Origin of the sequence: Aureimonas jatrophae, from assembly GCF_900104035.1 — a bacterium.
GTDB classification, from domain to species: Bacteria; Pseudomonadota; Alphaproteobacteria; order Rhizobiales; family Rhizobiaceae; genus Aureimonas; species Aureimonas jatrophae.
Window position 1 is genome coordinate 788,925 of the sequence record NZ_FNIT01000001.1, and the last position, 23,564, is coordinate 812,488.

Consider the following 23,564-nt stretch of genomic DNA (forward strand, 5'->3'; position numbering starts at 1 on the left):
GGGCTCCTATTTCGTGATGGAGAGTTCGCGCGGCGCACCCTCTAGGGCGCGGCGCGGCGAGGAGGTCAGGATCAGAATGAGAAGCGTCAGCACGTACGGCGCGGCATAGAAGAGGTAGGTGCCCCCCGTGACGCCGACCGACTGGAGCGCGGGGCCGAGCGCGCCCGCGCCGCCGAAGAGGAGCGCCGCCCCGAAGCACGCAACCGGGTTCCAGCGCGCGAAGATGACGAGCGCGACCGCGATCAACCCTTGGCCGGACGAGATGCCCTCGTTCCACGAGCCGGGATAGTAGAGCGAGAGATAGGCCCCGCCGACACCCGCCATGAAGCCGCCGAACATGGTGGCCGCGATGCGCACGGGTACGATCGGGTAGCCCATGGCGCGCGCGGCGTCGGCGCTGTCGCCGACCATGCGCAGGATCAGGCCGGTGCGCGTGCGGCGGAAGGCGAAGCCCATGGCGAACGCGATCGCGATGCCGACGATAAAGAGCGGATTGATCTGCAGCGCGGCCCGAAGCGCCGGATCGCTCGTCCAGAAGCCGAGGTCGATCGGCTGGAGCATGGGCGCGGCGGGCTGGATCAGCGGCTTGCCGAAGAAGAAGGCGAGACCCGTGCCGAAGATCATCAGCGCGATGCCGACCGCAACGTCGTTGACGCCTTTCAAAGAGCAGATCGCGCCGTGCAGAAGCCCGAACAGCGTACCGGCGATCCCGGCCGCCAGGACCCCAAACCAGGGGTTGCCGGTCAGAAGCGAGCCGCCGTAGCCCGCCATCGCGCCGAAGACGAGCGTGCCCTCGAGGCCAAGGTTGATGCGCCCCGACTTCTCCGTCACGCATTCGCCGAGACTGACGAAGAGGAAGGGCGTCGAAACGCGAATCGCGCCGCCGAGAACCGCGACGAGAACGCTCCAAAGGTCGAGGTTCATCGGCCGACCCCTTCCGCGCGCAGGGCCTTGGGGACGAGGCGACCCGCCAGCGTCTCCGACAGGAGGATCGACAGGAACAGGCAGCCCTGAAGCACGAGCATGGTCGCGTCCGGCAGTCCCATGCGCCGTTGCACGAGGCCGCCCGCTGCCGCGATGCCGCCGACCAGGATCGCCATGGGCACGATGGCGAGCGGGTTCTGCCGTGCGAGAAAGGCGACGAGGATGCCGGTATAGCCGGTGCCGGCGATCAGCGAGGCGTTGGCCGAGCCTTGGACGGCCGCCATGTCGACCATCCCCGCGACGCCCGCTGCCGCGCCGCCCGCCACCGCGAAGGCGACGACCAGTCGCCCGACCGGCAGGCCCTGCACGGCGGCCGCGCGCGGGTTGCCGCCCGCGATGCGCGCCGCGAAGCCGAACGTGGTGCGCCGGATCACGAAGGCGCTCAAGACGCAGGCGAGGACGCCGACCGCAAAACCCCAGTGAACGTCGATTCCCGGCAAGGTGCCGATGCGGAATTCGGCCGGGATCGGTGCGGTGGAGGGTTTGTTGAGGCTCGCCGGATCGCGTAGCGGCCCTTCCACCACGTGGTTGAAGAGCGCGATCGCGATGTAGCTGAGGAGCAGCGAGCTGATGGTCTCGTTGACGCCGCGCGCATGGCGCAGCCAGCCGGCGAGGCCGATCCAGAGACCGCCCGCGAGCGCGCCCGCGAGGGCCATCGCGGCGATCCCCGCCACCGGCGCGATTCCGGCGAGCGTCGCGCCCGCGGCCGCGGCCGCAAGGCCGCCGAGCACGAAGGCGCCTTCGCCGCCGATCACCACGAGGCCGAGCTGGGCCGGAAGCGCGACGCAGAGCGCGGTGAGAAAGAGCGGCGCGGCACGCTGGAGCGTGTTGGCGAGCGAGAAGGCCGTGCCGAAGCCGCCGCGCCAGACGAGGCTGGCGAACTCGGCCGGAGAATGACCCTGCACGGCCAGAAACAGGGCGAAGGCCGCAAAGCCTGCAAGGATTGCCAGGATCGGCAGGAGCGCGGCCTCGATCCACCGGCACGCGGCGTCCGAGAGGCCGCGCGCCGGCGCGGCCAGGGAAGGGGAGAGACCGAGGGTCATCAGAGCCGATCCGGGCCGGTTCAGGCCGTCGAGCCGACGACACCTTCGACGAGGTAGTCCATCTTCTCGAGCTCGATCGCCGTCTCGGGATAGCTCTGTCCCGCGGCCACGATCTCGTTGCCCTTGTTGTCCTTGAGCGGGCCCTTGATGACGGAATAGCCGCCCTTCATCATCTCGGCCCGCACCGAGTCGGCCTGTTTGCGCGCGGCCTCGCCCACCATCGCGCCGTAGGGGCTCGACTTGACGAAGCCCTCGGCCAAGCCGCCGCGCACGAAGTTCGGCAGCGGCTCGCCGCTCTGCGCCTTTTCCACGAAGGAGCGGTAGACATTGGCCCAGTCCCATTCGGCGCCGGTGAGGTAGTGCTCGGGCGCGAGCGCGGCCTGGCTCGTGTGGTAGCCGGTGACGAAGCAACCGCGACCCGCCGCCGTCTGGACCAGCACCTTGGGCCCGTCGACATGGCACGTGATGACGTCGACGCCCTGGTCGATCAGCGCGTTGGCGGCCTCGGCCTCCTTGACCGGCATCGACCAGTCGCCGGTGAAGATGACCTGCGTCGTGATCGAGGGGTCGACCGAGCGCGCGCCGAGGGTGAAGGAGTTGATGTTGAGGAGGACCTGCGGGATCGGCTTGGCGGCGATGAAGCCGAGCTTCTTGGACTTCGACTGGTGGCCGGCGACGATGCCCGACAAGTACTGCGCCATGCCGATATAGCCGAAATAGGAGCCGGCGTTCTTGGGATCGCTGTCGCTCCAGAGGCCGCCGCAATGGCGGAACTCCACCTCCGGGTTCTCCTTGGCGGCATCGAGCACGAAGGGCTTGTAGTAGCCGAACGAGGTCGGGAACAGGAGCTTGGCGCCATCCAGCTCGATCATCGACTGCATGGAGCGCGAGACGGCCTCGCTCTCGGCGACGTTCTCCTCCTCCAGCACCGTGACGCCTGGCATCGCCTTGATGATCGCGGCGGCCTGCGCATGCGCCTGGTTGTAGCCGAAGTCGTCCTTCGGCCCGACATAGAGGAAGCCGACCGTCAGGTCTTCGGCGGCGTGGGCCGCGCCTGCGCGAAGTGCCAGCGGGGTGAGGGCGAGCGCTCCCACGCCCTGAAGGAAGTGACGGCGATGGATCGGCAGAAGGGGCATGGCGAAGGGTCCCGTCGAGGAGTGACCGCAGATTGCATGCAATGCCCGTGCCAACGTTGATGGCGCAGCTATTTCAGAGGTTTGGTCTGTTTCCGTAAATTTTGTCCGCGCTGGCGATGATGAAAAAATAATCAGATGCCCTCGCGTGTGGCGTGCTCATGCGCCTTGTGGAAGGTTGCGCGTACGGTCCAGCCTGCGGGCGACTTGCTCCAGGAACTTCGCCGCGGCCACGGGCAGGGTGCGGCCGCGCAACTGTCCCAGAACAAGCGGACCATGGGTCGGGTCGGCGTCCGCGACCGGACGGGACACGAGGCCCGGCTCGAGCCACGATACCTCCGACCCGACCTCGATCTGGAAGGTGATCACGCCGCCCGAACGGGCCAGGTTGCGCAGCATCTCGAAGGAATCGGACTCGAAGTCGATCGACAGCGCGAAGGAGCTGGTGGACAGAATGCCGTCGATGATGCGTCGCGACCCGAAGGAGCGGTCCGCCAGCGCGATCGGGTAGGGCGCGCAGTCCCGCAAACGGATGCTCTCGTGACGCGTCAGCGGGTGATCGCTCGCCATCACCGCATGGAGCCGCTGGCCGATGCTGACGATCGGCTGCAGCTCGGCGCTGCGGCGCGGCCGGAAGATCAGCACCATGTCCGCTTCGTAGTCCACCAGCCGTTGCAACGCGACGTCGTGGTCCACCACCGAAACGGCAAAGCTGACCCGCGGGTAGCTCTGCCGGAAGGTCGCGATCTCCTGCGGCAGGAGATAGTTCACGAGCGCCTGGCTGCACGCGATGCGGATGTGGCCACGTCTGAGGCCTTCCAGGCTCTCGATCTGTGACCGCGTGCGTTCGAGTTCGACCGTCTGCTGCCGGATCCAGCGGATGAAGGTCTCGCCGGCGGCCGTCAGTCGAACCCCCTGTGCCGACCGCTCGAAGATGGCGGTACCGAGATCGTCCTCGACGTCCTGAATGCGCCGCTGAAGCGCGGAGGGCGTGATGTTGAGCTCCTCCGCCGCACGTCGGATCGAGCCGTGGCGGGCAGCGAGATCCACGTAGGACCAGATCCGCATGTGACGCATCGCGAGACTTCCTGACGAGGGTGTAGACTTTTTCGTATCACATCCCATCAAAATCGGCATTTCCGGTATTCGCATTCGAGCCTGTAGCGTTCGCCCGACACCACAGGAGCAAGAGCGTTTGGCCGAGACGTCGTTCCCATCCGAGACCGCAGGCGCCTTCCGCCTCGGCTCCTCGCGCGGGCAGGGTTGGCACGTGTCGCCGGATCGCATCTCGACGCTGCGCCCTCGGCCTGTCCCCCGACCGGTCTCGTTTCCGGCAAAGCCGCGCGCGGTCGAGATCGACCTTGCCCGCACGGCGCTGGTCGCGGTGGATCTCCAGAACGACTTCCTTCATGCCGAAGGCTGGTTCGGCCGGGCAGGAAGGCAGGGGCGGGCCCCGATCGCGGCGATCGAGGCCTTCGCCAAGGCTTGCCGGGGCGCCGGCCTTCCCGTGGTCTGGCTCAACTGGGGCCTGCCCGGCACCGCCGGACACCTGCCCGCCTCCGCGATGTTTCGCGGCAAGCGCGAGGCGGCGGCGACCGGCTACGGCGAGCGCTCCGCCGACCGGGACGAGGGCACGCTCCATGCAGGGTCCTGGGGTGCCGCGCTCGCCGACGGGCTGACCCGCGAGCCGGGCGACCACGAGGTCCGCAAGCAGCGCTTCTCCGGTTTCCCGGACACTCATCTCGACAGCCTCCTGCGCCGCATGGGGGTCTCGACGCTCCTGTTCTGCGGCATCAACACCGATCGTTGCGTGTTCGAGACGCTCACCGACGCCGCCGCCATCGGCTACGACTGCGTGCTTCTGTCCGACCTCTGCGCCACCGTTTCGCCGCCCGAGATCGAGGCTGCCGTCCTGTGGCTGGTCGAGACGCTGCACGGCTTCGTGGCGCAGGGTCCTGACCTCCTTGCAGCCTTCGACTCCTCCGCCCCCACACAGGAAGCCTGATCGATGCGTCCTCGTCTCGTCCTAGCCCTTCTTGCCTCCGCCGCGCTGCTCGGGCCGGTGCAGGCGCAGACCCCGATCCGTATGGTGCTGAACTGGAAGTACCAGGGGCCGCAGGCGCTGTTCTTCCTGGCGGAGGACAAGGGCTATTTCAAAGACGCGGACCTTGCGGTCACGATCGACCAGGGCGAGGGCTCGGCCGCCGCGATCACCAAGGTCGCGACGGGGGCCTACGATGTCGGCTTCGGCGACATCAACGCCCTGATCTCGCTCAGCGCCACCCAGCCGGACCAGGCGCCGATCGGCATCTATCAGATGTTCAACACGCCGCCCTTCACGATCGCCGTGACGGCGGACAGTCCGATCCGGAAGCCCGCCGACCTTGTGGGCAAGACGATCGGCGGCCCGGCCAGCGACGGTGCGCTGAAGCTGTTCCCGGCCTTCGCCAAGGCGGCCGGCATCGACGCCTCCGCCGTGACGATCACCAACATGCAGCCGAACCTGCGCGAGCAGATGCTGATGAGCGGGCAGGTCGACGGCGTGTTCGGCTACGTCAACACGATCGCCTTCAGCGCCAAGGCGGCGGGCATCGATCCCGACACGCAGCTGCGCTTCGTCTCCTACGGAGACTACGGTCTCGACCTCTATTCCAACGCGCTCGTCGCGTCCAAGAGCTTCGCGGCCGAGCATCCGGAGGCCTTGAAGGGGCTCGTCGCGGCTCTCAACCGGGCGACGGTGGACATGATCGCCGACCCGGCCGGCTCGGTCGAGGCGGTGATGAAGCGCGAGCCGCTTCTCAACGAGGCTGTCGAGGTCGAGCGCACGAGGGCGACACTCGCCGCCGAGATGAACCACCCGGAGATCGGAAGGATCGGCCTCGGCGCGATCGACCCGGACCGCATGAAGCGGGCGATCGACGTGGTTGTAGAGGCCAACGGTCTGCCCCGGACGCCGGCGCTGGAGGAGGTCTTCACGGACGCCTTCCTGCCGCCGCTGGCCGAGCGGCCGACCAAGGTCGTGGACTGAGCAGGACAGGCATCGACATGGAACTCGGATTGAAGGGGCGGACCGTGGTGATCACGGGCCCCGCCAAGGGAATGGGCGCGGCGGTCAGCCTCGCCTTCGCGGACGAAGGATGCCGGCTGGTGCTTGCGGGGCGCGACACGGCCGCCATCGAGCCGGTGGCCGAGGCGGCGCGGTCGCGCGGCGCCGAGGCGATCGTCGTGCCCTGCGACGTGACCGACGAGGCCGACTGCACCGCGCTGGCCGAGCACACCCGCGAAGCGTTCGGCCGCATCGACGTCCTCGTCAACGTCGCCGGCGGCTCCGGCCCGATCGGCAAGACGGGCTGGGAGACGACGGCGGCCGAGTTCGACGAGATCGTCACGCTGAACATGGCCGGCTGCTTCAACACGATGCGCGCCGTGATGCCGTCGATGATCGAAGGCGGGGGCGGGCGGATCGTCAATGTCGGCGGCACGTTCGGCATGCGCGGCCGGGCCGGGCGCATGGCCTATTCCGCCTCGAAATGGGGGCTGCGCGGCATCACCAAGTCCTTCGCGCTGGAAGCGGGCCCGCACAACGTCAACGTCAACTGCGTGGCGCCCGGCATGGTGGACGGCCCGCGCTTCCGCACCAAGGTCGTGCCCGAGATGGCCGCGCGTCTCGGCATCTCCGAGGAGGAAGCCGCCCGGCGCCACGCCGAGGACTACGCGCTCCGCCGCGTTTCGACGGACGAGGACGTGGCCCATGCCTGCCTCTTCCTCGCCAGCGACGCCGCCCGCCAGATCACCGGCGTCGACCTGCCGGTCGACGGCGGCTGGGCCATGCTCTGAAAGGACCCGCCATGACGCCCGATTCCCAGTTCCATGCCGACCTCGTGGTCGTCGGCGGCACGATCGCCAGCGAAACGGGCACGCACAGTGCGGCGCTCGCCATTCGCGACGGCGCGATCATCGCGGTCGGCACGCCGGATGCCATGCCGCCGGCACGCGAGACCTTGGATGCGAGCGGCCTCCATCTCCTGCCGGGCGCGATCGACGCCCATGTCCATTTCCGCGAGCCCGGCTACACCCACAAGGAGGACTGGGGCACGGGCACGGCGGCCGCCGCCATGGGGGGCGTCACCACCGTCTTCGAGATGCCGAACACCAACCCGCCGACCGGCACGCCGGACGCCTTGGCGCTGAAGCTGAAGGCTGCCGAGAAGGCGCATGTCGACTTCGGCATCTACGGCCTTCTCGCCGAGGACAACATCGACCAGCTCGAAGCCCTGATCGACGGCGGCGTCGCGGCCTTCAAGTGCTTCATGGGCAACACGTTCGGCAACCTGCCGTCGCCTTCCACCGGCGCGATGCTGGAGGGGTTCGAGATCCTCGCGAAGCACGGCATGCGCTGTTCGCTTCATGCCGAGACGGCCTCGATCATGGCTTGGCGCCAGCGCAAGCTGGCTGCTGCTGGGCGCCACGATCCGCTCGCCCATCTCGCCTCGCGCCCCGCGGTCGTGGCGACCGAGGCGGTGGCGCGGGCGGCGATCCTCGCCGAGTGGACGGGCGCACGTATCCACGTCCTCCACATCTCGTCGGCCGACGAGCTGCGCCCCTTGCGCGAGGCCAAGGCGCGGGGCGTCGACATCACCGGAGAGACCTGCCCGCACTACCTCCTGTTCGACGAACACGCCTACGAGACGCTGGGTTCGATCATCCGCGTCAATCCGCCGGTGCGCGAGAAGCATCATCAAACGGCGCTCTGGGAGGCCTTGAGCGACGGCACGATCGACATGATCGCGACCGACCACGCGCCTCACGACCCGGCCGAGAAGCGGCGCGACGACATCTGGACCGCCGACTGCGGCTTCCCCGGCGTCGAGACGCAGATGCAGCTCATGCTCACCGCCGTCAACGAGGGGCGCTTCACGCTCGCGGAGTACGTTCGCATGTCGGCCGGCGCCCCGGCGCGCGCCTTCGGGCTCTTCCCGCGCAAGGGTGCGCTCACCGTCGGCTCGGATGCCGACATCGCCTTCGTGGACATGAGACGCCGGCACGTGATCCGCGCTGCCGAGCTGCATTCGCGCGGCAAGATCACGCCGTTCGAGGGCATGGAGACCGTGGGCTTGCCGATCCACACGATGGTGCGCGGCCGCTTCGCCATGCGCGACCGGAGGCTTTGCGCCGAGACCGCCGGCTGGGGTCGATCCGTGCGACGGGCGCAGGCGATGCCGACGCCCCAGCCGCGAAACCTCGACCAGACGATGGAAGCCGTGCTCCGCCCGCCGGCGCCAGCCTCCGCGCGTCCGCGCGCTGTCGCTTGAGGGGAAGGGCATGCGGATGCTGAACGTCCAGGATACCGCGGGAGCGCGGCCCTTCGACCCGGATGCGCCGCCCTCGCCGACGCCCCTTATCCAGTTCGACGGGGCGGCGCTGGCCTACGGCCGGGGCGAGGGGGCGGTGCAGGCGCTGGCCACGACCGACCTCAAGGTCTTCGCCGGCGACTTCGTGGCGTTGGTCGGTCCGTCCGGCTGCGGCAAGTCCACGATCCTCAAGCTCGTCGCCGGACTGATCCGGGCGACGTCGGGATACGTCTTCGTCGGCGGCCGCGAGGTGGGCGCCGAGGATGTTCGCATCGGCATGGCCTTCCAGAACCCGACGCTCCTGCCCTGGCTGACGATCCGCGACAACGTCATGCTGCCGCTGAAGATCGTTCCGGGCTTTCGCGAGACCTGGCGGGCGAAGCGGAAGGGCGAGTATCGCGAGCGGGCCGAGACGCTGCTCGCCAAGGTCGGGCTGGCGGGCTTCGGCGACCGCTATCCCTGGCAGCTCTCCGGCGGCATGCAGCAGCGCGCCTCGCTCTGCCGTGCGCTGATCCACGAGCCGACGCTGCTTCTTCTCGACGAGCCCTTCGGCGCGCTCGACCAGTTCACCCGCGAGGAGCTCTGGGAGATCCTCCAGGCCCTCTGGATGGAGACGCGACCGACCGTGCTCCTCGTCACGCACGACCTGCGCGAGAGCGCGTTTCTCGCCAACCGCATCGTCGTGATGAGTGCCCGGCCCGGCCGCATTCTCGTGGACGAGCATGTGCCCTTCGCGCGTCCGCGGACCATCGACACGACGGCCGAGCCCGGCTTCGTCGCCCTCGGCCATCGCCTGCGCAACCTCATCGTCGCAGCTCGCACCGCTGCCAAGGAAGCCTGATCGATGACCCTGTCCTGCGAACGCCTCGGCTCGCTTCTCGTGATCTTGGGCTTCTTTGTCCTGTGGGAGGCGGCGTGCCTCGCCTTCGCGATCAGCCCGCTGGTGCTGCCGCGCCCGAGCGCGATCGTCGCCGTCCTCGTCACCCGCTGGCCGGCGCTCATGCCGCATGCCGTGCAGACGCTCTACACGACGCTGGTCGGCTTCGCGCTGGGCGTCTCGCTCGGCGTCGCGATCGGTATGGTGATCGGCTCCTCGCGCTTCGCTTACAAGGTCGCCTTCCCGCTGCTCGTCGGCTTCTCCTCGATCCCCAAGGTCGCGGTCGTGCCGATCCTCGTCCTCTGGTTCGGCGCGGGTACCGTGCCGGCCATCATCACGGCCATGATCATCTCGATCTTCCCGGTGGTGGTGAACGTCGCGACGGGCCTCGCGACCACCGAGCCCGAACTCGAGGACGTTCTCAGGACCTGGAAGGCGAGCCGCACCGACATCCTGTTCAACGTCGGCCTGCCGCGCACGATGCCCTACCTCTTCGCCTCGCTCAAAGTCGCGGTCACGCTCGCCTTCGTGGGCACGGTGATCGCCGAGACGGTGGCCTCCAACAAGGGCATTGGCAACATGATGCTGATCGCCTCGTCGAACTTCAACGTGCCGCTGGTCTTCGCCGGCCTGTTCATCCTCGCTGGCCTCGGCGTCGCGCTCTACGCCGTCTTCTCGCTCGTCGAGAAGCGCATCACCGGCTGGGCCAACCGCAAGACCGAATTCGCCATGGGCTGACGCCCGGCGCCCCCCGAAGGAACGAGATCATGACCTATCGACCGCTTGCCGGCGCTCTCGCCCTGGCCACCCTGATGCTCGCCGCCGCTCTGCCGGCCCGCGCGGAGGACAAGGTGCCGATCCGCTTCACGCTGGACTGGGTCTACCAGGGCATCCACGGCCCGTTCCTGCTCGCCAAGGAGAAGGGCTACTTCGACGCCGAAGGGCTCGACGTCACGATCGACCAGGGCGAGGGGTCGGCCGCAACCGTCACGCGTATCGCCTCGGGCACCTACGACGCGGGCTTCGGCGACATCAACGCCATCATCCAGCAGGCGGCGAGCGCACCGGATACGGCGCCGGTCATGGTCTATCAGGTCTACAACGCCGCGCCCTTCTCGGTCCTGACCAAGGCCGACAGCGGCATCGCCTCGATCGCGGACCTGTCCGGCAAGAAGGTCGGCGGACCGGCCTCGGCCGCCGCGACCAAGCTCCTGCCGCTGCTCCTCAAGGTCAATTCGGTCGATCCGGCCGGCGTCGAGGTGCTCAACATGCAGGCCAACCTTCAGGAGCAGATGCTCCTGCGCGGCGAGGTCGCCGCGTCGCTGGTTTTCAACGTGACGAGCTACGTCAATCTCCTGTCGCAGGGGCAGGACCCTGAGCGCGACTTCCGCTGGATCGACTTTGCCGCTAACGGGCTCGATCTGTATTCCAACGGCGTCATGGTCTCGCGACGCCTCGCCGCGGAGAAGCCCGAGGCGGTTCGCGGTCTCGTGCGTGCCATCAACCGGGCGATGGTGGAGGTCGCAGCCGACCCGGCGCTCGGCGTCGCGGCGCTGACGTCGATCGAGCCGCTGGTGAACGCCGACGCCGAAACGGCCCGCATGCGCTTCGCCCTCGCTCGCGTGATCGAGACGGATGAAACGAAGCGGCTGGGGCTCGGCGATCTCGACGACGCCCGCCTCACTCGTGCGATCGGCTCCATCGCGCAAGCCTATGGCCTGGAGCGGCATCCGGCCGCAACCGACATCTTCGACCGCTCCTTCCTGCCCGCACAGGCCGACCGCATGCTCGGTGGGACGTCGCAGTGACCACGACGAGCATTCCTTGCCTCGGCGCGCTCTGTGCCGAGGGCTTCGGCTCGCGCGATCCGCTCACGCTGACCTTGAACGAGGGTCGGATCGTCTCGGTCGAGCCGGGCACGGCCGCCTCGACGACCCTCGCCATGCCGGTGCTCGTCAACGCGCACGACCATGCGCGTCCGCTCAGGGCGAGTTCCTTCGGCGCGGCCGGCAAGCCGCTGGAACTCTGGCTGTCCACTCTCGCGCTGCTGCCGCCGATCGATCCCTATCTCGCCGCCGCGGCCTCGCTGGGGCGCAGCGCACTCGGCGGGGTAGGCGTCGTCATGGTGCACCACACGCGCTTCCGGTCCTTCGCCGCCGTGCCAAAGGAGGCGGCCGCGACTGCCCGCGCGGCCCGCGATGTCGGCGTGCGCATCGGTTTTGCCGTCGCGCTTCGCGATCGCAACCCGTTGGTCTACGGCCCGTCCGACGCCGTTCTGGATGCGCTGCCGGGGCAAGCGCGCGCCGAGATCGCCGCGCGCGTCTCGGCTCCCGTGCCGGACGTGCCGACGCAGATTCGCCTCGTCGACGAGGTCGAGGCGGCGCTGGGCGAGGGCGTGCGCGCCCAGTACGGGCCGACCGGGCCGCAGTGGTGCAGCGACAAACTTCTCGTCGCCGTCGCCGAAGCCTCCGCCCTGACCGGCCGGCGCGTCCACATGCATCTTCTGGAAACGCGCTACCAGCGAGACTGGGCCGACCGGCAGGAGAAGCCCGGCGGGCTCGTGCGCTGGCTCGCCGACATCGGCCTCCTGTCGCCGCGCCTGACGCTCGCCCATTGCACCTACGCGCGGCCCGACGAACTCGAGCTGATTGCCGAAAGCGGCGCGACGATCGCCGTCAACACGAGTTCCAACCTCCAGATCCGCTCCGGCATCGCGCCGGTCGCCGCGATGCGTCGGGCGGGTTGCCGCGTCGCGCTCGGGCTCGATGGGCTGGGTCTCGACGAGGACGACGATGCCCTGCGCGAGATGCGGCTCGCCCATCTCCTTCATCGCGGCTGGGGTTTTGCCGAAGAGTTCGGCGACGCCGACATCCTGGCGATGGCGGTTCGCAACGGGCGCGCCGCCGTGCTGGGCGAAGAAGGCGGCGGGCGCATCGCGGACGGTGAGCCGGCCGATCTCCTGCTGCTCGACATGGACCGGTTGAACGAGGATCGGCTCCCGATCGCCCCGGAGCCCGTTGGCCTCCTCTTGGCGCGGGGCACCCGGCATCACATGGCGGAGGTGATCGTCGAAGGACGCAGCGTCGCCAAAGGCGGCCGCCTCACCAACATCGACCACGAGGCGCTGACCCGCGAGCTTCTGGCCATCGTCCGCCACGACATGGTCTCGTCCGGCAGTCTCGCAGCCGCGCTGCCGCATCTGGAGGCTGCGATGCGCGCGCATTTCCACGCGCCGGGCTGCTGCTGAGCCGACCGACCGTTTCCAAGAAGGACCAGCCCCTCGTGTCGTCCGTCCATCCCTCGACGCGCATTCATCGCGTGCCCGCCGCAGCGCCCGACGATCTGTCCGGCCTGGAGCGTCTGGTCGCCACCGGGGCGCTGGATCCGTCGGGCATTCTCGCCATCCTCGGCAAGACCGAGGGCAACGGCTGCGTCAACGACTTCACGCGCGGCTTCGCCACGCGAGCGCTCGCGGACTTCCTGCGTGCCCGGATCGGAAACGAACGGGCGGCTGACGTGGTGCTGGTCATGTCGGGTGGCACGGAAGGGGCGTTGAGTCCGCATTGGCTCGTGTTCGAGCGGGTGGAGCACGGGGAAGGGGATGCTTTCCCGGACGGCTCGCTCGCCATCGGGACCTCGGTCACCCGCGACGTGCTGCCCGAGGAGATCGGCCGGGCCGCGCAGATGGACGTGGTTCGCTCGGGTGTCGTGGACGCCATGGCGGCGGCCGGTATCACCAGCGTGGACGACGTGCATTTCGTACAGGTCAAATGCCCGCTCCTGACCTCGGCCCGCATCGTGGCGGCCGCGGCGCGCGGGCGATCCTGCGCGGTGTCCGACACCTTGAAGTCGATGGGTCTCTCGCGCGGGGCGAGCGCGCTCGGCATCGCGCTGGCGCTCGGGGAACTCGACGCGGCCGCGATCTTCGAAAGCGCCGTCGGCCGCGACATGAACCTCTTCTCCCGCCGCGCCAGCACCTCGGCCGGCATCGAGCTGATGGGCCACGAGATCCTGGTGCTCGGCATGAGCCGGGGCTGGCGCGGACCGCTCGCGGTAGGCCATGCCGTGATGCGCGATGCGATCGACGCGGCCGCCGTGCAGGCCTGTCTCCAAGGGCTCGGCGTGCCGGACGGCGCGGGCTTCGAGGCGCTTCTCGCCAAGGCCGAGGCGTCGCGCACCGGCCTCGTGCGCGGCGCGCGCCACACGATGAACGACGACAGCGACATCTCCGCGACACGCCATGCGCGCGCCTTTGTCGGGGGCATGCTGGCCGGTCTCACCGGCACGACGGAGCTGTTCGTCTCCGGCGGTGCCGAGCACCAGGGGCCGGACGGCGGCGGGCCGGTCGCGGTGATCGTTCGCCGCAACGCCTCGTGAGGGCGGAAGCCGCTACGCGCCGCCGGTCAGAGCCACTTCGGCACGTCGACCCGCTCGAACCGCTGGAGCCCGTCGATCAGCGTCTGCGGATCGGCGTCGACCACGATGGAATGGCGGTGCGCGGGCGGCAGGAAGCGCTCCGCCACCATATGGTCGATGAAGCCGAGAAAGGCTTCAAAGAAGCCGCGCGTATCGAGGAGGCCCGCCGGCTTGTCGATCTCGGACAGCTGGTTCATGGTCCAGACCTCGAGAAACTCCTCCAGCGTGCCGATGCCGCCGGGCAGGGCGATGAAGGCGTCGGCGAGCGCGGCCATCCGTTCCTTGCGGGCCCGCAGCGTCGGCATGATCTCGAGCTCGCTCAAAGCGGCATGGGCGTGACCGCGCCCATGCAGCCGTTCGGTGATGACGCCGTGGACGCGTCCGCCCGCGGCCAGCGCCGCATCGGCCACGTGGCCCATCAGTCCCTTGTGCGTGCCGCCGTAGACGATGCCGATGCCGCAGGTCGCAAGGGCATGACCGAGTGCCGTGGCACCTTGCGCATAGGCTTCGTGACCGCCCGCGTTCGATCCGCAGAAGATGGCGATCGTTCCGATCTCGCGCGCCATGGGTTTTCAGTCCCCCCGTCGTCCAACCGCCGGCACCCGTCCGGCCATCTTGAGAAAGCGCCTTCATGACCGAAATCATCGTCGAGATCGACAACGAGATCTTTCCCGCCCGTTTCGAGCGGCAGGCCGCGCCGAGGACCGTGGCGGCGGTGGAGGCGATCCTGCCCTATGCCGAGCGGATCATCCACGTCCGATGGTCGGGTGAGGCCTGCTGGATCCCGCTTGGCGACAAGGATTTCGGCTTGGGCTACGAGAACGCAACGAGCCATCCCCATCCCGGCCAGATGATCCTCTACCCCGGTGGGGTGTCGGAGACGGAGATCCTCCTCGCCTACGGTCCGGTCGCCTTCGCCTCCAAGGCCGGCCCTCTGGCGGGAAACCACTTCCTGACTGTCACGGATGGCCTTGATCGCCTGGCCGACCTCGGACGCGGCACCCTCTGGACCGGTGCCAAGTCGATCCGTCTGCGCCACGCCGCGCGTTAGACCGCCGGACAACGCATCGGCAGCCCGGATGGCATCCGGTGGACGTCGGGGCGGTCCCGCGACGCGATCGAGCGCTTCGGCGACACCTTCCTGGAGACCGTCGTGCCGAACGTCGCTACGCTGACGGAGGCAGAGCGGATGCCCGCGATCCAGGCCGCCGTGAAGGCGAACCCCACCATCGGCCGGACTGCGTTCGACGCGGCCATGAAGGCCGAGGTCACCGACAGGAACGTGTCCCTCGAGGCGTGTGATCAACAGATGCTGCGCGACTTCACGCTGATCGTCGAGTCCTTCGGGGCGAACGGGTTCCGGGATCTAGCCGCAAAGCTGGCGGCCTAGATTGAGGCGACGGGCGGCCTGCTTCCAGCGTATCGACGATGCGGGTCCGATCCGTCGCCTTTCGGATACCCCGCAATCCGTTCGCCACCCATTGAAGGGGGGATGACCGCTGCCCGGTTCAAACGAGGGGAGTCGATTGGGACGAACCGAGAAGGGGAGAGTGCAACAGAACAGCCTACCCAACCACCCGCCCGCAACGAAGCCCGCTACAACCAGCCCTTCCGCTTGAACCAGCAGTATGGGACCACGGCCGACACGACCATCATGGCGAGCGCCATGGGATAGCCGATCCGCCAGGATAGCTCGGGCATGTGCTCGAAGTTCATGCCGTAGATGGTGCCCACCAGCGTCGGCGGCAGGAACAGGACGGCGGCAATCGAGAACACCTTGATGATCGTGTTCTGCTCGATGTTGATGAGCCCGAGCGTCGCGTCCTGGAGGTAGGCGATCTCGGCTTCCGTTCGCGCCTCGTATTCCGACAGCGAGCGGATGTCGCGCTCGACCGACTCCAGGCGCTGAAGCGCTTCGTCCTTGATCCACGGCGCGCCCGGTCGCGCAAAGAGGACCAGCCGGTTCAGGCTGAGGAGACTTTCCCGGATGATCGCCAGCATCCGGTTCTTGCGGCCGAGCCGGATCAGGAGATGGCGCAGGGCCGTCGAGCGCTCCTCCGCCTTGCGCACGTTTTCGTCGCCGTAGAAGATCGCGGTGGACACCTCACCGATCTCGGTTTCCGTCGCCTCGAGAAGATCGGCGACGCGCTCGAGGACGCTCTCCAGGAGAGCGCCGAACACGGCCTCGGATGACAGATGCGCATCCGTCGCCTTGGCCTGCTTCGCCTCGAAGGCGCGGAACGGTATCGGGTCAGCGTAGCGCACCGTGACGAGGCAGCGTCGCGTCAGGACGAACGTCACCTGCGTGCGGCTCGGCTGGGCGCGTCCCGTTGCCTCGACCAGAACGGCCGTCATGACCAGCGCCCCGTCCTCCTCGTAGAGTCGGGACGATTCCTCGATCTCGGCCATCTCGTCCCGGGTCGGGACCTCGATGCCCAGCATCTGCTCGACGGCCTGCTCCTCCTCGCGGGTCGGGTTGTGCAAGTCGATCCAGACCAGGCCGTCCGGCATGTTCGAGCAGTCGCTGCTCGATGGCTTCAACCTGCCGCCATCGACCGTATGAAGCGCCAACAAAGGGGGATCCCATCAACAGAAGGGCGACGGGGAAGGTCGCCGGCGCCTGGCTTCGCACTGTTCTACGCTCCGCCCAGCACACATAGCCAAATCAGCAAAGTCGGCAACCCGAGAGTCGGAAGGCTTTGAAATGTAAGTTGCAGCGCCGTCGAACGGCCGATTGAGCAAATTCTATAAGTAGATATCGCCTTACTAATTGAACTATACAGCATCTACGTGTTTTTTGCTGTGATTCCACTGGCTCGGCTGATTACCTTTGCATGCATGTCGTATACATTGCCCGCGACGGATCGCGAGACGCACTTGGTCGTGTCCGTCCCTGCAACCAAGTGCTGTGACGGCTGGGCGTCGCGTATAGGACGCCCAGCCGCCATTGGCATGTCCGGCGTCCGGCTGGCATCCAGCGCTCCGCGGCGTTGCAAGCCGCCGAAACGATAAATCACAACAGTTGCATCAGCGTGTCTGACGCACGGGGCTCTTGGGGCCGAGCCCCGGATGCGCACATCTGATCGGACCGTCTTTCCACCAACGCGGCCAGCCCGCATCGGAACCATCACCGTGATCACCAGGATGCGGAAGCTTGCCGCCGAGGCGTTCGGAACCTTCTGGCTCGTGTTCGGGGGCTGCGGCAGCGCCGTCCTTGCCGCGACCTTCCCCGATCTCGGTATCGCGTTCGCCGGCGTCGCGCTCGCCTTCGGCCTCACGGTCCTCACCATGGCCTACACGGTCGGCGGTATCTCAGGTGGTCATTTCAACCCGGCCGTCTCGCTCGGCCTTGCCGTGTCGGGCCGCTTTCCCGCCCGCGATCTTCTGCCCTACTGGGGGGCGCAGGTCCTCGGCGGTCTCCTCGGCGCCGCGATCCTCTACGCCATCGCGTCCGGCAGGGCCGACTTCACGGCCGGCGGCTTCGCCTCCAACGGTTACGGCGCCAACTCGCCCGGCGGCTACGGGCTGGGCTCAGCGTTCCTGATCGAGTTCGTGCTGACCGCCGCCTTTCTCGTGATTATTCTCGGCTCCACCTCGACCGCGGCCTCGGCCAGCTTCGCGCCGATCGCCATCGGCCTTGGCCTGACCTTGATCCATCTGGTCTCCATTCCCGTGACGAACACCTCGGTCAATCCCGCCCGTTCGCTGGCCGTGGCGGTACTTGCGCAGAATGGCGCGCTCGGGCAGCTCTGGCTGTTCTGGGTCGCGCCGCTTTTGGGCGGCGTCGTCGGTGCCCTGATCTGGCGCTACGTCCTGTCGCCCGGCGAAACCATTCGCAACGTCGGGTCCGACGATACCAGAGCGCCGTAGGAGGCGACGTGCGATGGCCAACCTTTCTGCCACCGCACACTGTCTGCCAACACGGCCGTGCAGGCCCGAGTTACCCGATGGCGATCTGGCGCCCCCAGTTCGGGAGCGCGCTACGTCTTCTGGCAGGCCGACCCTACGGGTGCGAGTTCCAGGTCTGGGCACGGGCGGTCGATGAGATCGAGGCGCCAGCACTCGGAAGCGGAGCGACGCGGCGCCGAGCGGAGCGTCGCGCGCTCGCTGAGCTTGCCAGCGGAGCGATCCAGCCAGGACACCAGCGGCGCCCGATCACCACCCTTGCGCTGCGTACGAGGTGACCACCATGCGATGCTCCTTCCATCTGTGTGACGAGGCGGTCCTGGTCGAAGATCGGGTCGGGCAACTTGTCGAGACGGATACCGAGGCGATATACGCAGCCCTTCTGGCTGGCCCGTGACTTGGCCGCCAGTTCCGCTGTCGGCGAGGGTGCGATCGGGACCCGCAGCTTGATCGTGGAGGACCGGACGAGGCGGGTCGTCGGGCGCGTGTCGTTGTCGAGCGGCTTGGTCGCGGGCGTGAAGCTGAGCTGAAGCAAACCGCACGTCACCGACGCTGGGGCGAACGTGCCTGCCGCGAACTCCCGTCGGCAGGACGCCTATGGAACGGCGGTTGATCATCGAAGACGTCGAGGCGGGACGTTTGATCACCGACGAGGCATTGGAGTTCTCGGGCTGCGGTTCGCTCGGCGCCCTGTATCAGTTCTTCGATCGGGAAGACGCCCAACAAACCCGCGACAAGCAATCGTTCGCTTGGCCGTCCAGCGCGCTGACCGCCAGCGCGAGCGTCCGCTTTGGAAGCGGCAGAACCCGCGTTGAACGGCCAAGAGAGGTCGATAGCCGGCATCCCGTCTCACGGCGTGCCGGATCAGGTTCTTGCAAGAACCAGGCTCTACCGTGACGACCGGCGGGATTGGTTGTCTCTAACCCTATCGACTGCTGTGCTTCCTCGGCATGATGAGGATGGCGTTCAGACTTGCGCCTGCCCGCCATCGGCAAAGAGTTCGCTGCCGTTGACAAAGCTCGACTCGTCGGAGGCCAGGAACAGCGCCGCTGCCGCGATCTCGTCGGGCGATCCCATCCGACCCAGCGGCACCTGTGCCTCAATGGCCGCAACAAATGCCCGCTTGGCGTCCTCGGTCGAGGAAAGGCCGTGCAGGCCCGGCGTCGAGGTGGGCCCGGGCACCAGGACATTGACGCGGATGCCTCGGGCGCTGAGGTCCAGGCTCCAGTTGCGGGCGAACGAGCGAATGGCGGCCTTGCTGGCGCCGTAGACACTGAAGGCCGGCGTACCTGTGCTGGCAGCCGTGGATCCGGTCAGGATCACGGATGCGCCGTCCACCAGCAGCGGCAACGCCTTCTGGACCGTGAAGAGCGTGCCTTTGACGTTGGTGGCGAAGGTGCGCTCGAAGTGTTCCTCGGTGATGTCGGAAAGGGCTGCAAACTCACCGCCGCCGGCATTGGCGAACAGGATGTCGATGCGTCCCGCCTCGCTGCGCACCACGTCATAGAGCCGATCCAGATCCGCAAGGTTCGCGATGTCGCCCTGAACACCGACGGCTCCACGGCCGACCTTGGCAACCGCCGCGTCGAGTTCGCCTTGCCGTCGACCCGTCATGAACACCCGGGCACCTTCCTGCGCGAAGCGTTCGGCGCTCGCCAGCCCGATGCCGCTATTGGCACCGGTGATCACGGCCACCTTGTTGTCGAGCCTGCCCATCACCGTCTCCTGTGTTGACGGGCTCGATATGGACGCGCGCTGTCAGGGAGACTAGTACTGACCAAAAGGTAAGTATAGGATGGTGGTACGAGCGTGGACGATACCGACTGTGGCCTCGATGTTTCGCTCGCGGTGATGGGCGGCAAGTGGAAGCCGCTGATCCTCTATCACCTACGCTTGGGCCCGCGACGGTTCGGGGAGCTGCGCCGCTTGGTGGCTGGCGTCAGCGAGAAGGTTCTGATTCAGCAGCTGCGCGAACTGGTCGAGGCGAGCGTCCTGATGCGACGCGACTACCAAGAGGTTCCGCCCAAGGTCGACTACGCCGTGACGCCTTTTGGACAAACGCTGATCGAGGCGCTGATGCCGCTCTGCGCCTGGGGCAACGCCCACCGGACGCAGGTCGAGATGAACGGTCGAGCACCGATTGGGGAGGGGCCTGAACTCGTCAGGTGAGGGCTCCAGTGACGCGTCCCTTTGAGCGGTCGTTGTTGGGAGCAACGGCGACGGTCACGTCCGCTCTCGAGTTGAAGCAGCGACCACCCGTGCGTCTGCCCTGGGTCGATTGCGGACGAACCGCTTCTGGGGCGTCCGCTTCCGTCAGCGTTGGTCGGCTCGAACGGGTGGTTTGCCGACTCTCCGCTTCTGGAGAAATGGTCGGGTTAGCGGATTTGCGAGCGTTTGATGATGAAAGCGGCATCGCTCGCCAACCATATATTCCAGACGGAACGGGTTAGCGGGCGCGTTGAAGTCGCTTGCCTTTCAATTGGTCCGCCGGATGCGGACTACTCCTGGAATACCTCGTCGCGGCTCCGGCGGAGCGAGGGGAGAAGCGAGATCACGAGGAGGGCCACAGAGATTAGGAGCAGCCCTGCTGAGATCGGGTTCTCCACGAAGGTCGTGAGGTCGCCCCGCGACATGAGGAGTGCGCGTCGGAAGTTCTCCTCCATCAGTCGGCCGAGCACGAAGCCCAGAAGCAGGGGGGCCGGCTCGAAGCCGAGCTTGGAGATCAGGTATCCGACGACGCCGAAGACGGCGATCATCAGCACCTGCACCGGCTCGGAGTTGATCGAGAAGATACCGATGCAGCAGAACATCAGGATCGCCGGAAACATCAGCTGGTAGGGCACCTTCAGGAGGCGGACCCACATGCCGATCATCGGCAGGTTGATGACGAGGAGCAGGAGGTTGCCGATCCACATCGAGGCGATCATGCCCCAGAAGAGGTCGGGCGAGTTGGTCATGACGAGCGGGCCCGGAACGATTCCGTGGATGGTCATGGCGCCGACCATGAGCGCCATCACCGCGTTGGGCGGGATGCCGAGCGTCAAAAGCGGGATGAACGAGGTCTGGGCACCCGCATTGTTGGCGCTTTCCGGCCCGGCGACGCCTTCGATCGCGCCCTTACCGAAGCGACCCGGCTCCTTGGCGAGCTTCTTTTCCAGCGAATAGGCGGCGAAGGGCGCGAGCACCGCGCCATTGCCGGGCAGGATGCCGAGGATGGAGCCGAGCAGCGTGCCGCGCGCGATCGGCGCGGCGGACTGCCGGAACTCCTCGCGGCCGGGCAGGAGGCGACCGATCGTCTGGCGCACCACGTCGCGCGTCTCGACATTGTCGAGGTTGCGCAGGATTTCGGCGATGCCGAAGACGCCCATGGCGAGCACGGCGAAGTCGATGCCGTCGTAGAGGAAATCGAGGCCGAGCGTCATGCGCGACTCGCCGGTCTCGATGTCGACGCCGACGCACGAGAGCAGGATGCCGACGAGGATCATCGCGATCGCCTTGAGGATCGAGCCGTGCGCGAGCACGACCGCGAAGACGAGGCCCATGACCATCAGCGAGAAGTACTCGGCCGGACCGAAGACGAGGGCGAGGCCCGTCAACGGCTTGGCGAGCGCGGCGATCGTGAGCGTCGCCACCGTGCCCGCGATGAACGAGCCGATGGCCGCGATGCCGAGCGCGATGCCGGCGCGTCCCTGGCGGGCCATCTGGTGCCCGTCGAGCGTCGTGACGACGGCCGTCGCCTCGCCGGGGATATTGACGAGGATCGCCGTGGTCGAGCCGCCGTACTGGGCGCCGTAGTAGATGCCGGCCAGCATGATGAGGGCGCCGACCGGATCGAGGCCGAAGGTGATCGGCAGGAGCATCGAGATCGTGGCGATTGGGCCGACACCCGGCAGGATGCCGACCAGCGTGCCGACGATGCAGCCGACGAGGCAGAGCCCGATGTTCTTGAGCGTCAGCGCGACCGCGAAACCGACGCCGAGATTGGAAATGAGATCCAGCATGGCTCAGATCGTCCCATCGTGGCGGGCGACGTCCAGGGCCGGAGGCGGCCCGCCGCGGGTTGCGAAGAAGATGAAGGCCGCAATGGCAAAGAGCACCGCCGCCGTCGCGCGCAGCGCGGTCTTGTAGGACCAGCCCGAGAAGAGGAGGTCGGCCAGCGAGCGTGGCATGATCGGGATCGGCAGGTTCAGCATGTCGCCGAAGAGCAGCATGCAGAAGGGCGTGAGGCTGAGTGCGAGGATGACGAGGTCACGCAGGCGCGCCCGCGGCGAGGCGTAGCCGCCGACCACGATGGCGAGCGGCCCCGAGATCACGAGCCCGAGCTCCCACGTGTCGAAGCCAGGCAGATGCATCGGCTTGATGGTGAGGGCGAAGAGCGCGATGCCGGCCGTCACCAGGAGGGGACCGCGCAGCGACCAGACCGCCGGCTCGGCGTCGGAGCGACGCGTCGCGCCCGTGACGACGAGCGCGACGCCGCAGATCGCGATCAGGACGGCGACCGCCTGGGGCAGCATGGCCGGGCCGACCGAGCGCAACGTGCCGCGCGAGATGTCCGCCGTCAGCCAGAAGGCGAGCGCCGACAGGGCGATCAGCACCAAGCCGGCGGCGATGTTTCGCGGATCGGCACCTGCACGCGGATGCGCGTACGGCGCCGCTGAACCCTTTGCGGCGTTCATGGGGCTGTCTCTCCCTGAAGTCTTCTCGAAGCGCCGCCCCATTCAGGCCTCCCAGGCGGACGGCGTCGCAGTCGGTATCGGCGGAGGCGAGCGGCGGCGTCGTGCGCCACGGGTGTACGAAGAACGCCCGCCCCGCCGGGCGGCGGAGCGGGCGCTTATCGATCAGTCGATGCTGATGCCGCTTTGCGAAAGGAATTGGGCCCAGCGCCCGGACTCGCTCTTCATCATGGCGGCGAACTCCTGCGGCGTGTCGCCGACGATCACCGCGCCCTCGGCCTCCAGCCGCTCCTTGACGGTGGGCGAGGCGAGCGCCTCCACGGTCGCGGTGCGCAGCTTCTCGACGATCGGGGCGGGCGTGCCCTTCGGCACGGCGAAGCCGTACCAGGCGGCCGAGACGTAGTCGGGATAGCCACTTTCGGCGATCGTCGGAACGTCCTTCAGCGAGGCGACGCGCTCGGTCGTCGTCACGGCCAGCGGCACCATGTCGCCGCTGTTCATCAGGCCGAGCACGGAGGGAAGCGTGGTGACCATGAAGTCGCCGCGCCCGCCCAGCATGTCGTTGAGCGCCGGGCCGGCACCCTTGTAGGGTACATGGACAGCCTCGAGACCGGCCTGCGACAGGAATAGCTCGGTGGCGAGATGGCTCGCCGAGCCGTTGCCAGCGGAGCCATAGGTCAATTCGCCCGGATGCGCCTTGCCGTAGGCGACGAGGTCCGCGAAAGTCTTGTAGGGCGAGTTCTTGGAGACGACGAGAACCAGCGGTGACTTGGCGATCAGCGTCACGGGATCGAAGGCGGTGAGCGGGTCGAGCTTCATGTTCTTGAAGAGGTGCGGGTTCACCACCATTGGGCCCTGGTTGGCCATCAGGACGGTGTAGCCATCGGCATCGGCATTGGCGGCCTGCTGCGAGGCGACGTTGCCGCCGGCCGAGCCGTTGTTCTCCACCACCATCGACTGGCCGAGCTTTTCGCCGACGCCGTTGGCCACCAGGCGGGCGATCGCGTCCGTGCCGCCGCCGGCGGCATAGGGCACGATCAGCTTGACCGGGCGGCTCGGGTAGTCGTCCGACTGCGCAAAGGCGGCGGGCGTAGACAAGAACGAGGCAGTTGCCAACGCCAGGGCGCAGAAAAGGCGACGGTTCAGCATGTGGTATCCTCCCATGGATGCTTGTTCTGTTG

25 protein-coding genes are annotated in these 23,564 nt (G+C 67.8%); 14 read left to right on the plus strand and 11 right to left on the minus strand.

Annotated elements, in window-relative coordinates; genetic code table 11:
* Positions 1-6: 6 nt before the first annotated feature.
* From BLQ76_RS03880 to BLQ76_RS03895, 4 genes are all read right to left on the minus strand, one after another.
* Complete coding sequence (locus tag BLQ76_RS03880) at positions 7-924, minus strand: ABC transporter permease (RefSeq protein ID WP_090669031.1); 918 nt, start codon at positions 922-924, stop codon at positions 7-9.
* Positions 921-2,027: an ABC transporter permease gene (locus BLQ76_RS03885; protein ID WP_090669033.1), complete on the minus strand. Its 1,107-nt coding sequence runs from the start codon at positions 2,025-2,027 to the stop codon at positions 921-923. Before BLQ76_RS03885 ends, BLQ76_RS03880 begins: the two co-directional genes overlap by 4 nt.
* Positions 2,028-2,047: 20 nt before the next feature.
* Entirely contained in the window at positions 2,048-3,163 is a 1,116-nt protein-coding gene (locus BLQ76_RS03890; protein ID WP_090669036.1) for a BMP family ABC transporter substrate-binding protein, read from the minus strand.
* A 156-nt stretch (positions 3,164-3,319) separates the two neighbouring features.
* Entirely contained in the window at positions 3,320-4,237 is a 918-nt protein-coding gene (locus tag BLQ76_RS03895) for a LysR family transcriptional regulator (protein WP_210184136.1), read from the minus strand.
* A 118-nt stretch (positions 4,238-4,355) separates the two neighbouring features.
* On the opposite strand from BLQ76_RS03895, the gene BLQ76_RS03900 reads away from it, so the two are divergent.
* From BLQ76_RS03900 to atzD, 9 genes are read left to right on the plus strand one after another with little or no spacing between them, the layout of a single operon-like run.
* Positions 4,356-5,165, plus strand: coding sequence for a cysteine hydrolase family protein (locus tag BLQ76_RS03900; protein WP_170842460.1), 810 nt, complete (start codon positions 4,356-4,358; stop codon positions 5,163-5,165).
* A gap of 3 nt (positions 5,166-5,168) precedes the next feature.
* Positions 5,169-6,188, plus strand: a complete 1,020-nt coding sequence (locus BLQ76_RS03905; RefSeq protein ID WP_090669042.1) for an ABC transporter substrate-binding protein — start codon at positions 5,169-5,171, stop codon at positions 6,186-6,188.
* Positions 6,189-6,205: 17 nt separating this feature from the next.
* Positions 6,206-6,997, plus strand: coding sequence for an SDR family NAD(P)-dependent oxidoreductase (locus BLQ76_RS03910; protein WP_090669044.1), 792 nt, complete (start codon positions 6,206-6,208; stop codon positions 6,995-6,997).
* 11 nt (positions 6,998-7,008) lie between these two features.
* The gene (allB, locus tag BLQ76_RS03915; protein WP_090669047.1) at positions 7,009-8,472 is read left to right on the plus strand and encodes an allantoinase AllB; all 1,464 of its coding nucleotides are present in this window, start codon (positions 7,009-7,011) and stop codon (positions 8,470-8,472) included.
* A gap of 16 nt (positions 8,473-8,488) precedes the next feature.
* The gene (locus BLQ76_RS03920) at positions 8,489-9,352 is read left to right on the plus strand and encodes an ABC transporter ATP-binding protein (RefSeq protein WP_090669050.1); all 864 of its coding nucleotides are present in this window, start codon (positions 8,489-8,491) and stop codon (positions 9,350-9,352) included.
* A gap of 3 nt (positions 9,353-9,355) precedes the next feature.
* Positions 9,356-10,126 (plus strand): ABC transporter permease, encoded by a 771-nt coding sequence (locus tag BLQ76_RS03925; RefSeq protein ID WP_090669052.1) that lies wholly within the window; start codon positions 9,356-9,358, stop codon positions 10,124-10,126.
* Between the two features lie 29 nt (positions 10,127-10,155).
* Complete coding sequence (locus tag BLQ76_RS03930) at positions 10,156-11,196, plus strand: ABC transporter substrate-binding protein (RefSeq protein WP_090669056.1); 1,041 nt, start codon at positions 10,156-10,158, stop codon at positions 11,194-11,196.
* Entirely contained in the window at positions 11,193-12,635 is a 1,443-nt protein-coding gene (locus BLQ76_RS03935) for an amidohydrolase family protein (protein WP_090669059.1), read from the plus strand. Before BLQ76_RS03930 ends, BLQ76_RS03935 begins: the two co-directional genes overlap by 4 nt.
* A gap of 35 nt (positions 12,636-12,670) precedes the next feature.
* Complete coding sequence (atzD, locus tag BLQ76_RS03940; protein WP_090669062.1) at positions 12,671-13,765, plus strand: cyanuric acid amidohydrolase; 1,095 nt, start codon at positions 12,671-12,673, stop codon at positions 13,763-13,765.
* Positions 13,766-13,791: 26 nt separating this feature from the next.
* On the opposite strand, the gene BLQ76_RS03945 is transcribed toward atzD, so the two are convergent.
* Positions 13,792-14,370, minus strand: coding sequence for an LOG family protein (locus BLQ76_RS03945; protein ID WP_090669066.1), 579 nt, complete (start codon positions 14,368-14,370; stop codon positions 13,792-13,794).
* Between the two features lie 65 nt (positions 14,371-14,435).
* Between BLQ76_RS03945 and BLQ76_RS03950 the strand changes: the two genes are divergently transcribed.
* Positions 14,436-14,855, plus strand: a complete 420-nt coding sequence (locus BLQ76_RS03950) for a DUF3830 family protein (protein WP_090669069.1) — start codon at positions 14,436-14,438, stop codon at positions 14,853-14,855.
* 138 nt (positions 14,856-14,993) lie between these two features.
* Positions 14,994-15,194, plus strand: a complete 201-nt coding sequence (locus BLQ76_RS03955) for a hypothetical protein (RefSeq protein WP_139183915.1) — start codon at positions 14,994-14,996, stop codon at positions 15,192-15,194.
* Positions 15,195-15,400: 206 nt separating this feature from the next.
* Here the strand turns inward: BLQ76_RS03955 and BLQ76_RS03960 are convergent, their stop codons facing one another.
* A complete protein-coding gene (locus tag BLQ76_RS03960) occupies positions 15,401-16,315 on the minus strand; it encodes a magnesium transporter CorA family protein (protein ID WP_210184137.1) in 915 nt (304 codons plus the stop codon).
* A 633-nt stretch (positions 16,316-16,948) separates the two neighbouring features.
* Between BLQ76_RS03960 and aqpZ the strand changes: the two genes are divergently transcribed.
* Positions 16,949-17,674, plus strand: a complete 726-nt coding sequence (gene aqpZ / locus BLQ76_RS03965) for an aquaporin Z (protein ID WP_090669078.1) — start codon at positions 16,949-16,951, stop codon at positions 17,672-17,674.
* 133 nt (positions 17,675-17,807) lie between these two features.
* On the opposite strand, the gene BLQ76_RS03970 is transcribed toward aqpZ, so the two are convergent.
* Entirely contained in the window at positions 17,808-18,245 is a 438-nt protein-coding gene (locus BLQ76_RS03970) for a hypothetical protein (protein ID WP_090669081.1), read from the minus strand.
* Positions 18,246-18,319: 74 nt separating this feature from the next.
* Here BLQ76_RS03970 and BLQ76_RS21620 point away from each other — a divergent pair, with 74 nt between their 5' ends.
* On the plus strand, positions 18,320-18,607 hold the full coding sequence (locus BLQ76_RS21620; protein WP_139183916.1) for a hypothetical protein: 288 nt from the start codon (positions 18,320-18,322) through the stop codon (positions 18,605-18,607).
* Between the two features lie 69 nt (positions 18,608-18,676).
* Here BLQ76_RS21620 and BLQ76_RS03975 read toward each other — a convergent pair whose 3' ends face one another.
* Positions 18,677-19,429, minus strand: coding sequence for an SDR family oxidoreductase (locus BLQ76_RS03975; protein ID WP_210184138.1), 753 nt, complete (start codon positions 19,427-19,429; stop codon positions 18,677-18,679).
* A 132-nt stretch (positions 19,430-19,561) separates the two neighbouring features.
* Here BLQ76_RS03975 and BLQ76_RS03980 point away from each other — a divergent pair, with 132 nt between their 5' ends.
* Entirely contained in the window at positions 19,562-19,879 is a 318-nt protein-coding gene (locus tag BLQ76_RS03980; RefSeq protein WP_090669619.1) for a winged helix-turn-helix transcriptional regulator, read from the plus strand.
* 329 nt (positions 19,880-20,208) lie between these two features.
* Here the strand turns inward: BLQ76_RS03980 and BLQ76_RS03985 are convergent, their stop codons facing one another.
* The 3 genes from BLQ76_RS03985 to BLQ76_RS03995 form a co-directional block, all read right to left on the minus strand.
* Complete coding sequence (locus tag BLQ76_RS03985) at positions 20,209-21,711, minus strand: tripartite tricarboxylate transporter permease (RefSeq protein ID WP_090669088.1); 1,503 nt, start codon at positions 21,709-21,711, stop codon at positions 20,209-20,211.
* A 3-nt stretch (positions 21,712-21,714) separates the two neighbouring features.
* A complete protein-coding gene (locus BLQ76_RS03990; protein ID WP_090669091.1) occupies positions 21,715-22,386 on the minus strand; it encodes a tripartite tricarboxylate transporter TctB family protein in 672 nt (223 codons plus the stop codon).
* A 162-nt stretch (positions 22,387-22,548) separates the two neighbouring features.
* Positions 22,549-23,532, minus strand: a complete 984-nt coding sequence (locus BLQ76_RS03995) for a Bug family tripartite tricarboxylate transporter substrate binding protein (RefSeq protein WP_090669094.1) — start codon at positions 23,530-23,532, stop codon at positions 22,549-22,551.
* Positions 23,533-23,564 lie beyond the last annotated feature (32 nt).